This is a genomic window from Nitrospira sp. Nam74 (assembly GCF_965152615.1).
Genome location: NZ_OZ224220.1, coordinates 3,119,759 through 3,133,707 on the forward strand (window position 1 = coordinate 3,119,759; position 13,949 = coordinate 3,133,707).

Consider the following 13,949-nt stretch of genomic DNA (forward strand, 5'->3'; position numbering starts at 1 on the left):
CCGAAATTGACTAGCAAAGTTCGGATGGATGAAACGATAGGACACACGTGAAGTATAAGCCGCGCCATTCCTCCGGGCCCATGCGTCCCATTGATTGAGTCACCAACACCATCATTCTCTGCTCATCCACCACTGGCTTGGCGAGGCTCCGGCTCCCGTTCTAATGCCAATTGGCGGCAACAATCGTTTGGACATCCTGTGGCCGCTGCGTAAGACCTTGCTCCCACGTCAAGCCCGTCTGCGTGGTAAACGCTGCCATGGCTTGAATCAGTTGCTGTACCTGGTTGTTCAAGAGATGCTGGTCGTTGCCGGCTTGAATGGTCTCAACCTGATTGGCGGTCCCGAGATACCAGTTCTGAACCGTGACCTGATCTGTCGTCCCGTGGACCGAGAGGCGCAAATCGTTCGCTTGCCGGCTGAGCACGAGATCAATAGGATTAATACCGGAGCCATAGAGCAGCGTATCGGCATTGCCCGGTGTCGCATCATTCTCAGAAATCTTGTCTTGGCCATCGCCGTGGTTGATCACATAGGTATCGTTGCCCGTGCCGCCTTTCAGCGTGTCGTTGCCGAGGCCGCCGATGAGCGTATCGTTGCCGGCTCCGGCATCCAAAACATTATTGCCGTTATTGCCGGTCAGGATATTATTCTGAGCATTGCCCGTGCCGGTGAGGCCGCCGTTCCCCGTCAGCGTAAGGTTCTCCAGATTGGCCCCGAGGGTGTAGCTAATGGAGCTTTGCACGACGTCGGTGCCTTCGTTGGCGTTCTCAACGACCACATCGCCCGCATTGTCGACAACGTAGGTGTCATTGCCGCTGCCGCCGATTAACCTATCGGCTCCCGCTCCGCCATTGAGCGTGTCGTTGCCGGCGTTGCCGGTCAAAAGATTCGCGACCGCATTGCCGGTTAAGACATTGTCCAACCCATTGCCGACCCCATTGACCGCCACACTGCCCGTCAGCGTGAGATTTTCCACGTTGTCGCCTAAGGTCAAGTCGACCGAACTCTGGACCGTATCGATCCCTTCATTCGCTTGCTCAATCACGCTGTCGCCCGTGCCTACGATATACGTGTCATCGCCCGCGCCACCGGTCAGCACATTGCTCGCGCTGTTGCCGATCAAGACATTGTTCAAACTATTGCCGGTGCCATTGATGGCGTCGCTACCGGTCAGCGTCAGGTTCTCGACATTGGCGCTCAACATCCAATTAACGGCGCTTTTGACCGTATCCATACCCTCATTGGCAAGCTCGATGACGGTATCGCCGGCGCCGATAATATAGGTGTCGTCACCTGTACCACCGATGAGCACATTGGCCGCGCTGTTGCCGGTCAGCACATTGTTCAACTCATTCCCTGTGCCGTTGATCGTAGCGCTGCCCGTCAAGGTCAGATTCTCGAGATTCGCGACCAAGACCCAGCTTACCGCACTCTGCACGGTATCCGTCCCTTCGTTGGCATGCTCGATCACCGTATCGGCTTCGCCGACAACATACGTGTCATTGCCCAAACCGCCGGCCAACACATTTGCGGCGCTGTTGCCGGTCAAAGTGTTATTCAGCGCATTACCCGTGCCGTTGATGGCCGCATTTCCGGTTAGAGTAAGATTTTCGACATTGAGGCCTAACGTATAACTGATGCTGCTTTTGACGGTGTCCGTACCCTCATTGGGATTTTCAATCACGACATCGCCGCTATCATCTACCAGATATGTGTCATGACCTGCACCGCCAATCAGTTGATCCGCTCCCTCGCCGCCATCCAACGTATCGTTGCCATCATTCCCGAAAAGTTGATCGTTCCCTACTCCGCCATACAGGTTGTCGTTTCCGGCGCCGCCCAGCAGCAAATCGTTGCCGGCGTTCGCCCACAGCACATCATCGCCATTGCCGCCATCGAGCGTGACATCTCCGTAGGAATAGACAGCGCTGGTCAGATCGACCGTGTCATTTCCATCGCCCACTTGGATATATTCAATGCCGGTTAAGCGCGGCATCGATGTGCCGGGAAAGACACTCAATGGATCATCGAGGGCGATCGCATCATCACCGGCGGTCCCGATCAGCGTATCGCTCCCTGCGCCGCCGTCGAAAACATCGAAGGACCGATTTTTCCCGTTCAACGCCACGGTCTGTGCGGTGCCGACATGGCCGGGGCTGCCGACATTCTTATTCACGAAGCCGCTCGTCCAGACGCCATCGATTGACAAGTACAGTCTGTCGTCGCCCGTGCCGCCCTGTAAGAGATCCGCATCGAGACCGCCATCAAGAGTGTCATTCCCAGACCCGCCGATCAGCGCATCGCTACCCGCGCCGCCATTGATCGTGTCGTTGCCGTCGGCGCCATCGAGCCGATTAGCCGCGCTGTTACCACTTAAGAGGTTATCCAATCCATTGCCTGATCCGTTTAGGGCAGCGGTTTCCGCGAGGATAAGGTTTTCCACATTCGCTGCGAGCGTATAGCTAACTGCGCTTTGCACCGTGTCCACACCTTCATCGGCCTGCTCGATCACGACATCGCCGATATTGTCGACCGTGTACATATCATCCCCAGCACCGCCCGCCAGCGTGTCGGCTCCCGATCCGCCATCCAACACATTGGCGCGACTGTTCCCCGTAAGCACGTTGTTGAGGACATTGCCATTGCCGTTGATTGCATTGGTTCCTGTCAGCGTGAGATTTTCGACATGAGCCGGCAAAGCGTAGCTGATGCTGCTCTGTACGGTATCGACGCCTTCATTGGCCGCTTCGATGACCACATCACTGGCATCGTCCACTATGTACGTATCGTTCACTGTTCCACCGGCCATCGTATCGGCGCCGGTCCCGCCGTCGAGCAGATCGTCGCCTGCGCCGGCTTGCAACAGATCGTTCCCAGCAAATTTGGTCATCCGATCGATAGCATTCGTGGCGACAATTGTATCGCCGCCCGATGTCCCGGTGAGATCAAAGCCGCGATCGATCAGCTGGGCATAAGTAAGCGTCGTGCCATCGGCGAAACGGTATGTGTCGATGGCATGCGGGCCGTACGGATCGACCGGATCGAAATTGGAGAGATGAATTGCATCGCCGGCTGTGCCGACCCGAAGCAGGAGCCCAGTCGGATCGAATCCAAGACTCAGCAAGGCCGGCGTAATCCCTGGCCCAAACGAAAGGACATTGCCTTCGCCGGACGCCGCCGTATCCTGGATCGTATCGCTTCCATCGCCGAGTCTATAAATGTACGTGTCATCGCCCGAGCCGCCGATTAGCGTATCGTTCCCGGTTCCGCCTGTGATGGTGTCGTTCCCTGCATTGGTCGAGGCCCAATCATTGCCGCCTTTGGCATCGATGACATCATCAGCCGCGCCGGTCGTAATTGCATCATCGCCATCAGTAATGACGGGCCCCAGTAAACTGCTCAAACTCATCGTGCTGCCGTCTGCAAACGCCAGCGTCTCGACCACAAGGGAACCATTGATACCGTTCAGTGCGAAGCCATGTAAGTGCAGCGCATCGCCTCCCGACCCTACATGGATCGTCACCGTACTACCGGCCTGCGTAAAGGTCAGGTCTTCACGCCGAATCCCGGTCCCGAATTGTAATCGGTTGCCTTCCCCTGTCGCTGCAACTTCTTCAATCGTATCGATCCCATCGCCGATGTTGAAGACATAAGTATCGTCACCGCTCCCGCCGATGAGCAGATCGTTGCCCGCGCCACCATTCAATACATCGTTGCCGGCTCCACTGTTCAACGTGTCATTCCCAGCGAAGCCGTTGAGTCGATCTGTCGCGCTCGTGCCGAGCACCACATCATCCTCGAAAGTGCCGGCAAGGTCGAATCCGAGGTTAACAAAGTCCGTATAGGTAAACGTCCGGTCGGTGAATGTAAAGGTATCGATCCCGGGATTATGATAGGCGTCGTTCGGATCGAAATTCTCGATGTGGACCTGATCACCGGCATCGCCATACTGGATCAAAAGCGATCCAAGACCGAGAGTCGGTCGATAGGTACTATACCCTCCTCCGAACACAACTGAATTAGAGCCCGATACGTTGGCAACCGGAAGGCTGATCCGGTCAATGCCGCCCCCTACCGTAAACATAAATGTGTTGCCGCCGTTGCCTCCGACCAACAGATCATTGCCGAACCCGCCATAAAAGGTCGTGTGGCCGCCACCACCGATCAGCATATCGTTCCCACGGCCCCCGACGAGAATCCCGGCACCGCTACCGGCAACTAAGGTATCGTCTCCGACGGCCCCTACTAGAACCATGGCGCCTGAACTGTCGATATAGGTTTGAGCCGTTTCGCTTATGAAGGTATCGATCAACGAGTTCAATGGCACGCTGAACCCGTCTGAGAATTCCAATGTCTGCACGCTAGGAGTAAAGCCGGACCAGCCCAAATCAATGCCGTCTCCATCAGCGCCGACACGGAGAAAGAAATCGCCGGATGTTCGTATCGTTAACTCAATATCACCGATCGTCAGACCAGGACCGAACACAATCCGATCTTCATTGCTCTGAGATTGATTGACAATGGTATCGACGCCGTCCCCCTGATTAAAGATGAAGGTATTGGCTCCGTTTCCTCCCATCAGTGTATCGTCGCCTAGACCGCCCTCTAACGTGTCGTCGCCCGATCGCCCATCGAGAATATCGTTTCCACTCCCACCGATAATATGGTCATTCAAAAAAGTCCCCTGAAGATCATCCTCGCTTGCGGTTCCCCGTATCTCTGGTTGAAAATCATCCAACGCTTTGACAACCCCATCGGCAAACTCAAATCTCCTGACGGGAAAGAAGCTCTCAGCGCCGGCCATAGACACCACGCCAAAGTCGATGGCATCGCCTCCCGTATTGATCTGAAGCTGCAAATCACCACGGCTCGGCGCGCCGCTATAGAACAATTTCACTGAATCGAAAATAATTCCGGAACCGAACACAACTCTGTTTTCCTCGCCTGGAGTATCCAGGTCAATAATTCGATCCAAGCCGTCGCCAAGTTCAAAGAAATAGGTGTCGCTGCCGCGTCCCCCGGTCAGCACGTCATCTCCAATTCCGCCAATCAGAGAGTCATCTCCCTCCGCACCGTTGAGTACATCGTTGCCGGCACCACCGCTCAGCACATCTGTGCCAAGGCCACCGTACAGACGGTCATCGCCCGCTTCCCCGTTCAACGTGTCGTCACCCGAGGCGCCGATCAGTGTGTCATTGCCGCTATCGCCGGACACCACGTCATTTCCATCTTTGGCATTGATCAAATCGTTCCCAGGACCGCCGATGATGACATCGTTCCCTTCAGTCCCTAGCGATTGACCCCACTGCTGAAGCAGGGTTCGCAGAGAGTCCTGTGTTCCATCAGCATACCGTAGATTCTCCACCACCATCGAGCCGAAGGCTCCACTAGAGTCAAAATCCGTGAGTGAGACCGTGTCACCTTGATTCCCCACCGAGATGAGCAACGTGGACGCACCCGTGAGAAAATCGAGCTCGCCCAAGGTAATGTCCGGACCGAACTGGACCACGTTTCCCGCCTCTGGCACAGCAGTATCTTCAATCGTATCGGCGCCATCACCTAAATTAAAGAAATACGTGTCGTTCCCACCGCCACCTTGTAACGTATCGTTGCCCCGGCCGCCGGATATTCGATCGACAAGGTTTGTTCCGTTAAGAACGTCATTCTGATCGGTCCCCACGATATCGAATCCGCGGTCGATCAATTGTTGGATCGTGAAGACTTTCCCGTCTGCGAATTCCATCGTGTCGATCCCAAGCGGATTAGCGGCGTTGTTGCGATCAAACCCGCCAAGGGTAATCATATCGCGATAGATGGTGTGATCGTAGAGACTCATCTCCATGTGGTAGGTGATATTCAAATTACTTTGATAGGGAGCGAGCGTCACATCTTCCGGTGAAATGCCATCGCCGAACTGAATCCGATTCTCTTCCCCTGGCATATCTTCGATTGTATCTTGCTCATCGCCGAGGCGAAAAATGTACGTATCGGCGCCGGCGCCGCCCCGCAAATAATCCACGCCCTTTCCGCCTTCAAGCGTATCGTGACCGTCCTTCCCGTCCAGTACCTCATCCTGATAAAAGAATGTGTAACCGCTTAGGAAATCGTTTCCGTCCGTGCCCGTGATCGTCCGTGACTTATCCCGAAGCGTCGACGCATCCCAAATCGTGCCGTCTGCAAATGTCATCTGCATATTTAACAGTCGTTCGCTGCCGAAAAAATAGAAGTATGGAAGATTCATCGTCTCCCCGGTGCTATTGAGGCTCAGAATCAGATCGATGTAACCGCGGCTGACTGCCACATCGCTCGGGGAAACGTCATCCTTCATTTCGATGGTATCAAGCTCATCCTCATAAAACCCAATATCCCACAGCCTGTCATGACCTGAGCCATAGCCAAAGAGAAACGTGTCATTGTCCGATAGGGTGGTATCGCTGGTCCCTCTTCCGTACAAATCATCATTTCCGGGTCCGCCATCGATCACATCATCGCCGCCGCCACCAATCAGATAATCATCGCCCTTGCCTCCATCGATAATATCGTTCCCCGCTAAGGGGTAACGGTTATCGTCCCCATTGATATAATCATCGCCATCTCCACCCGCGAGGATATCATTGCCGCCGTCGCCGTAAATTTCATCATCCCCGCCGAATCCATTGAGCTGCTCGTCTCGAGCGGAGCCTTGCAGGTAATCGTTCCGTTCCGTACCTGTAATGAGGCGCACGTTCTCTGCCATCATTGCTGCGTCCCATACCGTGCCATCCGCAAATTGCAACCGGTTGAGCTGATTCAGTGAATTCTGAAAGAACGACTGCACCGTTATGCGGTCGGCGGTGCCGTTCATGTGCAGAATCAAATTGTTCGCGTTGCGCTCGAGCATCACATCGCTGGAAAGGCCATCACTCAATTGAAGGATATCTTCCGTACCGGCATCTTCGATCGTATCTTCCCCATCGCCCTTTCTAAACTGAAAGATATCGCGGCCGGCGCCGCCGTTCAGCGTATCGTTGCCGAGGCCGCCATCGAGAAGATCGTCGTCCTCATCGCCAATCAGCAGATCGTCGCCGTCCCCGCCAAGGAGGGTATCCATCCCTGCTCCACCTCGAAGTGTGTCGTTGCCCTCCTCCCCATTCAAAAAGTCATTGCCTCCCGACAAACTTCCTTGCGAAGGACTATTCATATAATCGCCGTACAGGGCGTCATCGCCACTGCCGCCGAGGAGAATATCGTCGCCATCGCCGCCATAGAGTGCATCGTTCTCACTTTCACCATCTAAGATATCGTTGCCTTGGTCGCCATAAAGCCTGTCCAGGCCAGCTCCGCCAAGCAGCATGTCATTTCCCGTGTAGGCGAGAATTAAATCATCGCCCGTGCCGCCATCTTCGATATCATCGCCCTCTTCGCCCGATAAAAAGTCATTACCGGCCCCGCCATACAGCACATCATTTCCAACGAGCCCATGAAGCTCATCGTCCCCCTCGCCGCCATCGAGCACATCATCGGCCGAAGAACCGCCCTGCGCCTTGCCCATCGTATCGCCGTAGAGCACATCGCGGCCGGCCCCGCCATAGAGCAGGTCGTTCCCCCAGCCCCCGACTAGCGAATCGTCCCCGTCGCCGCCCTCCAGCAGATCGTTGCCGTCGATAACCGCCGCATCGTCATTGTCGCCTACCAACACATCGTTCCCGCCTCCGCCATACAGCCGATCGTCGGCGCTATTGCCGAATAGCGTGTCGTTGCCTGCCTCCCCGAAGAGTTGATCGTTGTGACGGCCCGCGAGCACGTAGTCGTCACCCCCGCCCATGTGCACGATGAGATTCCCTGCTCCTCCACCGGAGGCAAACGTGTCAGGATTGTCACCAAAGGTGAACGGCAGGTCCGTCAATCCATTCGCATACGAAGTCTCATCGATCAGTCGAATCCCGAACTGCCCGCTTTGAAAGTTCTCATTGAGTGTCAGTAGACCATCGTTCACAAGCAGATCGCCATTGAAAAGCCGGTAGGTCACCCGCCCATCGAGACTGGTATACGTATTCGACAGATCCCCGTCCCGATGCACACCGGTCTGCAGCGCCGAACCGTTAAAGAGAATGACATTCTGCCCATACGCATCCTCAATCCGATCGTTCCCATCGCCACTGTTATAGATATAGGTGTCGAACCCCGCCCCGCCTTTCAGCACATCATCGCCTATCCCACCGATTAGAATATCGTTCCCTTGATCGCCTTCTAGATAGTCATCGCCGGCATTACCGGTGAGAACATCGTGTCCGGCTCCGCCATAGACACGATCGTCGCCATTGTTTCCCTCAATCGCCTCACTGGCGTCGCCGCCAAAGATATACTCGGAACCGCTGAATGTTGGAGCGATCTCATATCCACTGGCAAGGTCTTGGTAATGAATCCCAATTGTCCCGGCATCGGTATCGGCTAGATTCAGTTCTGTCTTCTTCGCCAGAAAAAGCGATCGGTCCAACAGATATTCATGCGTGAGGGAGCCGGTACCATCAACAACATTGAATTTGTCGAGCTCTCCCTGGCCATTATGACGTGTATAGTCGACGCCGAGCACGGCGAACGGATTCAACTCCTTCAAGGCATATCGGTAGGCAATGTCGCTCTCCGCCTGATTCGCCACATCCAGCAACGGCATCTCGACCAAGCTGATGACTTGTCCACTGTTCGATACCACTTGCGCATTCAACTGCTTAAGATGGTCGTAGAATTCGTTCCGGAACGTGAGCTGCCCAAAATCGCCCGTCTGGCGTCCGAAGTTCGTCGGTGTGTAGGTCGGAATATAGAACTTGCCCAAGGCATCGAGCGCGTTTTCTAACGAATTACCTTCGGCGATGCCGGATGTGCCCACAAAGCCTGACGCCGATTGATTGGAGGAAGCCGCAAGGACCTGGTCGAGATCGAATGTAGTCAGACTCGGATCAATGGTTTGAAATGCCTCCTGCAACGCGAGGGAGTCGACAATGAGCGTGATGCTGTGCGTCGTTCCAAAATCGCCGTTGAGTGCAAAGAAGCCGCCGAAGCCGTCAAGATTCGGTTGATCTTCAATGAAGACCCGAGTCTCTGCGGCGTGATTGCCCGTATTGGCCACGAGCTCTTGATCGCCATGTGAGGCATGGCCCACCAGTTGGGTGATCAAACTAAAGGCACCATCCGTGCGTGGAATATTTGATAACGCGCGGGAGACGGGTGAAAACTCGTCTTGGACCACTTGCTTGGCCCACTGGTACCGCGTATCACTGTACACATTTCCCAACGAGCCACTTTGAAATGGATTCCACGTCGGATCTAGATCATGGGCGATCTGCGCGGATCGGTACGCGGCCGGCTGGTTCTCCTCAGGAATCCCGGGAACGAGCCCCACGCTTGGGTCGCGGAGGACTTGACCGAGGCGTATGAGCATGGCACGGATTCGTTCGGCTTCCTGGCCTTCAGCTTGCGCTCCCTCTGCAAATTCCCCACGTCCTGTGCCATTAAATGTATAGGTGTGCTGAATCTCTGTGGCATGCAGTTCAGTAAAAACGGTGGCCAAATGGGCGCCTAACGAATACCCAGTGATATTCAGTCTGTGTCCCGGGGTTGCCAGGAAGGCTTGCAAGCCGGGATCGACAGCTCCGTTCGTCAATTTGCCTTGCTTTAAATTGTTGAAGTAGTCCTCCATCGCAGCCAACTGCCCAAATGCAAATCCCTTGGTGAGAATCTCTCCATCCGCGCCGGCAAAGAACGGCGCATTCGCCCCGTCCCGCTCATAGTCCCCGCCATCAGATTGATCACGATATTCGGTACTACGGAAAGACAACGTATATTCTCTGGTCGTCCTATCACGCATCAACGTGGCGCTAAACCCAGTGGCGTCGCTGGCGTGATGATCAATGATGTCATAACGTGCAAGAAATCGATCGGCGAGAACATTTGTGAAGCGGGTCTTGCCGGGAAGCTCGCCGGTAGCCGGATCAGGGTGAACTAGTCGGGTATCGTTATTGCCATCACTTAAGCGGAGACGGACCTGATCTTCATTCTGCAAGTTGATCCCATCAAGGTAAGATTCTGCCGCCATCTGTTGTAAAGCAAACTTCAGCCAGGTTGTGATGTTAGTTGGCATTGGTTAGCTCCTTGAAGCTCTGTTCATAGTTGATTGGTTTCAGCACCTTGCCTACAAACCAATAGGAAAAATCAAAATCCTTGTTTCGATGACGATAGTTATATTGAGGGCAAGTCCTTCCCGTGAGCCACCCGATGCCTGTTAAGTTTTTCACGTCCCCACTGCGAATATATCCTCGACGCACTCCCAAAACCTCGTTGGTTTGCAGATCCATGACAATGAGTTCACCACCAGCAATCCCCAATTCCCTGTCATGAGGTCTAATGATGCCACGCCACGTGAAGCCAAAACGACTTCGGAGACTCGTATCGAACTCTTTGATCATCGTCTGTGTTTTGCGGGCGTTGTAGCCGAAATACCTTTCGTATCTTGCTTTAGCTTCAGGCATCTTGAGATATGACGAATCGAGAAACTGGTTCCCCATGCGAAGCTTTCTGTCCTTCATTACGGCCATCTCGAAAAATTGATACCGATTCGGCTCAACGAAGAGAAACTCGCTTCCGGTTGCCTCACCATTCGTGTACCCATACGGGTCTTCAAGTGCATAGAGGTGCTGCAACTGGTCGTCTGTGGCCTCTTTGCGCGGCCGCATCATGTAGAGCCCGTCAACATTCTCCACCGCCTTGAAGATGAACTCCCCTGCTTCGGTCTTGCACAGATGATCAAAATACTCCTGTGGCGTCATCCCAGGCTTATAGCCGCTGTCCTCTGGCACCGGATTCGGAATCTTAATTGAATGCGCAAAGCGCCCCTCTTCCGTGGCCAACGGATCCGCGGGCTTGAGCTTCGTCACTTTCCCGCAGACTTCATTCTTTTCAAGCTTGTGCTTTGCACAATTGCCTTCGATTTCTTTGAGCGCGTTCCGAAATCGTTCACCGGGCGTCTGGGCCAAAGAGGTTACGCATCCGGCTAAAATGATGAGGCACGCCATCAGAGCAGTACGTTGAATCCACATAATAGGCATACTACGTATACAAGACCGCGCAGGGTAGTCCCCGTGCTACAGCTCATGTCAACAGGCCTCTTTTGCCTTAGACCGGTGTCAAAAAAATGGGTTGCGTGTGGAAGCATCATTGCCTGCACCGCCATACAAGTTCATCAGCGTCGTCTCCTCCATCGAGCACATCATCGGCCGAATAACGTATCGCCATAGATTACATCTCGCCCCGATGCCCCCATGTTGGAAGTGCTCCACTGTCCTTCGGCGACTGATAATAATTTTCCAGCTGCCAACTGCCCGAAGGCGAACCCATCCAAAGCGATCTCGCCGCCGGCGCCGGCGAGACCATCTCTTTCCCAATCTCCTCCATCAATTTGATCATGAAACTCCGTGCTGCGAAAGGAGAGTGTAAAATTATTGGTACCTTTCTCCTGGATCAGCGTGGCACTGAATCCAGTTGCGTCATCGGCGTGATGGTCAATAATATCTCATGTGGCAAGGAAGCGGTCCGCGAGAATATTAGTGAAGCGCGTCTTGCCACTTAGGTTAGGATCAGTAGGGCTGGCCCCAGGAACATTATTATTACCCAGAAGCAACACCTCACCAAGCGTTAATTCTCCCGAAATGGCTTTGTGAATATATGATTCCGCGGCCATCTGCTGAATGGCAAAATCAAGCCATGTACTAATAAGCGAGTTCTGAGGCATCTTATTTTCCCCTTGCGACAGAATGTTCAGACATCGGTTTGAGCACTTCCTTTATGAAGAGATGATCTCTTTTGCTTCCAGTTCCAGAGCACACTTGTCCCGTTAACCACCAGACTCCAGTCAAATTGTTCCGGACGCTTCCACTGCGAATGAAGCCCCGTCGCACCGCAAGAACCTCGTTTGTGTTCATATCGAGAATAATGAGTTCTCCTCCAGCTATGCCTAGCTGCCGTTCGTGAGGCCGAGTAAGTCCCCGCCAGGTAAACCCATAGCGGCTAATGAGACTATCAGTACTCCCACTAGCGACTATGTATGGAACTCGGACAAAACGACCATCGATAGCAGTCTGATAATCTTTCCCTGGATGAGCATTAGGATCTCGATAGAACCGGTGATACTTTCTGCTAGCGGCTGGTATCGTGCTTGACACAGTTGATAACTCCAGGAAGTCATACTTACCTATAGACGGCTGAACAAAATACTCCTCAGGATGGTTCCATACGCCTAGAACCTGCCCATATGGATCTTCCAGCGCATAGAGATGCTCCAGCTCATAGTCCGTCGCTTCTTTCCTCGGACGCATCATGTACAAGCCCTGGACATTTTCTACCGTCTTGTAGATGAACTCACCCGCTTCAGTTCTGCAGAGATGATCAAAGTACTCCTGCGGCGTCATCCCGGGCCTATAGCCGCTGTCTTCCGGAACCGGATTGGGAATCTTGATGGAATGCGCAAACCGGCCTTCTTCCGTCGCGAGAGGATCAGCCGGCTTCAGTTTGAGAATGTCGCAGGCCGTGTCATTTGGCTTGAGCTGCGCTTTGGCACAGTTCTCAGCAAGCTCCTTCATCACCCGGTCAAAACGGTGCCCAGGCGTCTCCTCTGTTGCCATGATGGAGTCTGTACAGCCGGCACTAAGTAGCACCACTATCCCCATGAGAGCGGATCGAAAACCGCTTTCAGGCCGCTTCATCATCCACTCTCCATCTCTTGTTCACAGTCACCACCAAACTGCCTTCCTCGATGAGCAGCATACCGAAATACCTGTATTATTAGGTATGCTACATATAAATGGTCGCGCACTATACATCTTCGAAGGTCCGTTCACGATACTGGCGACGGACCAAGTTTGCATGGCCAAGCAACCGGAGGCGTAGTGCGGTCGAGTGGCGGCGCCAGTCGGGAGCCTGGGCTCTCCGTCTCAAGCCATGCTTCAACGAATGAGACTGGGCCGCCATAGGCGGCAACGGCTGTGGGCGAAGTCTTAGTGAGGGATCAAGAGCTTACGTCTTTCATCGAATATCCGTCTGCCGGATCACTTCCGCAACTGTCATTGAATATGATTCTTATATGTGCAGAGCTGTGGGAAAAAGTGTCGCCTGAGGATCGGGCACGGAGAGAAGTCTTGAACTCGGCAGCTTTAGACCATTTAAAACAAGAAAGATGGGCAGTAGGCGCTGGGTTAAGTTATTTTGTCTGAATGACCAAAAACTCCCCGAGCGCGATCAATTGGTCGCCCAATTAAACTATTGGCAGGGCATGAAATGGCAGGAAGTCTCAGATCTTATGCCGGCTCCGCCGACAATAGAATCTCGGAACACGACTTTACCGCCTGGCTTCAGAAACACCTAAAGTGAAGAAGTACATGTTGATAGATCGAGGAGGAACGGAAAACGTGTGACGTGTAGTGGCATGTCGCCACAAGATTGGAAGGGTTAAGCGTCTGATACCTGCACGATTAGTTCGATTTCAACCGGCGCATTGAGAGGCAGTGCGGCCGCCCCGACGGCCACTCGCGCATGTCGACCGGCATCACCGAAAATCTTCACTAAGAGATCGGACGCGCCATTGATGACGGCCGGCTGTTGAACGAATCCCTCCGCCGACGCGACATATCCCACCAGTTTCACGACCTGCTTCACGTGGTCAAGCGTTCCGAGGTGTTGCCGAATGACCGCCACCGCGTTCAGCAAGCAGATTCTCGCCGCTTCATAGCCTTGCTCGACGGAGATGTCTTTGCCTAGTTTGCCAGTCATCGTTAACGTGCCGTCCCGAAGAGGAATCATGCCGCTGAGAAATAGCAAATTACCAGTTCGCACAACGGGGATATACGTGGCGACCGGCTTGGGTGGTGCCGGCAAGACAAGTCCCAATGCAGTCACTTGTGCCTCAAATGATGTCGTCATGA

At 53.9% G+C, this 13,949-nt stretch carries 5 protein-coding genes; all 5 read right to left on the minus strand.

Annotated elements, in window-relative coordinates; genetic code table 11:
* Positions 1–160: 160 nt before the first annotated feature.
* The gene (locus tag ACWHYZ_RS14565) at positions 161–10,117 is read right to left on the minus strand and encodes a calcium-binding protein (protein WP_447983402.1); all 9,957 of its coding nucleotides are present in this window, start codon (positions 10,115–10,117) and stop codon (positions 161–163) included.
* Positions 10,107–11,072, minus strand: a complete 966-nt coding sequence (locus tag ACWHYZ_RS14570; RefSeq protein WP_447983403.1) for a hypothetical protein — start codon at positions 11,070–11,072, stop codon at positions 10,107–10,109. Before ACWHYZ_RS14570 ends, ACWHYZ_RS14565 begins: the two co-directional genes overlap by 11 nt.
* A 199-nt stretch (positions 11,073–11,271) precedes the next feature.
* Positions 11,272–11,439 carry a hypothetical protein gene (locus ACWHYZ_RS14575; RefSeq protein WP_447983404.1) on the minus strand — a complete coding sequence of 56 codons (168 nt, stop codon included), beginning with the start codon at positions 11,437–11,439 and terminating at the stop codon, positions 11,272–11,274.
* Between the two features lie 326 nt (positions 11,440–11,765).
* On the minus strand, positions 11,766–12,737 hold the full coding sequence (locus ACWHYZ_RS14580; protein WP_447983405.1) for a hypothetical protein: 972 nt from the start codon (positions 12,735–12,737) through the stop codon (positions 11,766–11,768).
* A gap of 739 nt (positions 12,738–13,476) precedes the next feature.
* Positions 13,477–13,947, minus strand: coding sequence for a RidA family protein (locus ACWHYZ_RS14585; protein WP_447983406.1), 471 nt, complete (start codon positions 13,945–13,947; stop codon positions 13,477–13,479).
* Between the last annotated feature and the right edge of the window lie 2 nt (positions 13,948–13,949).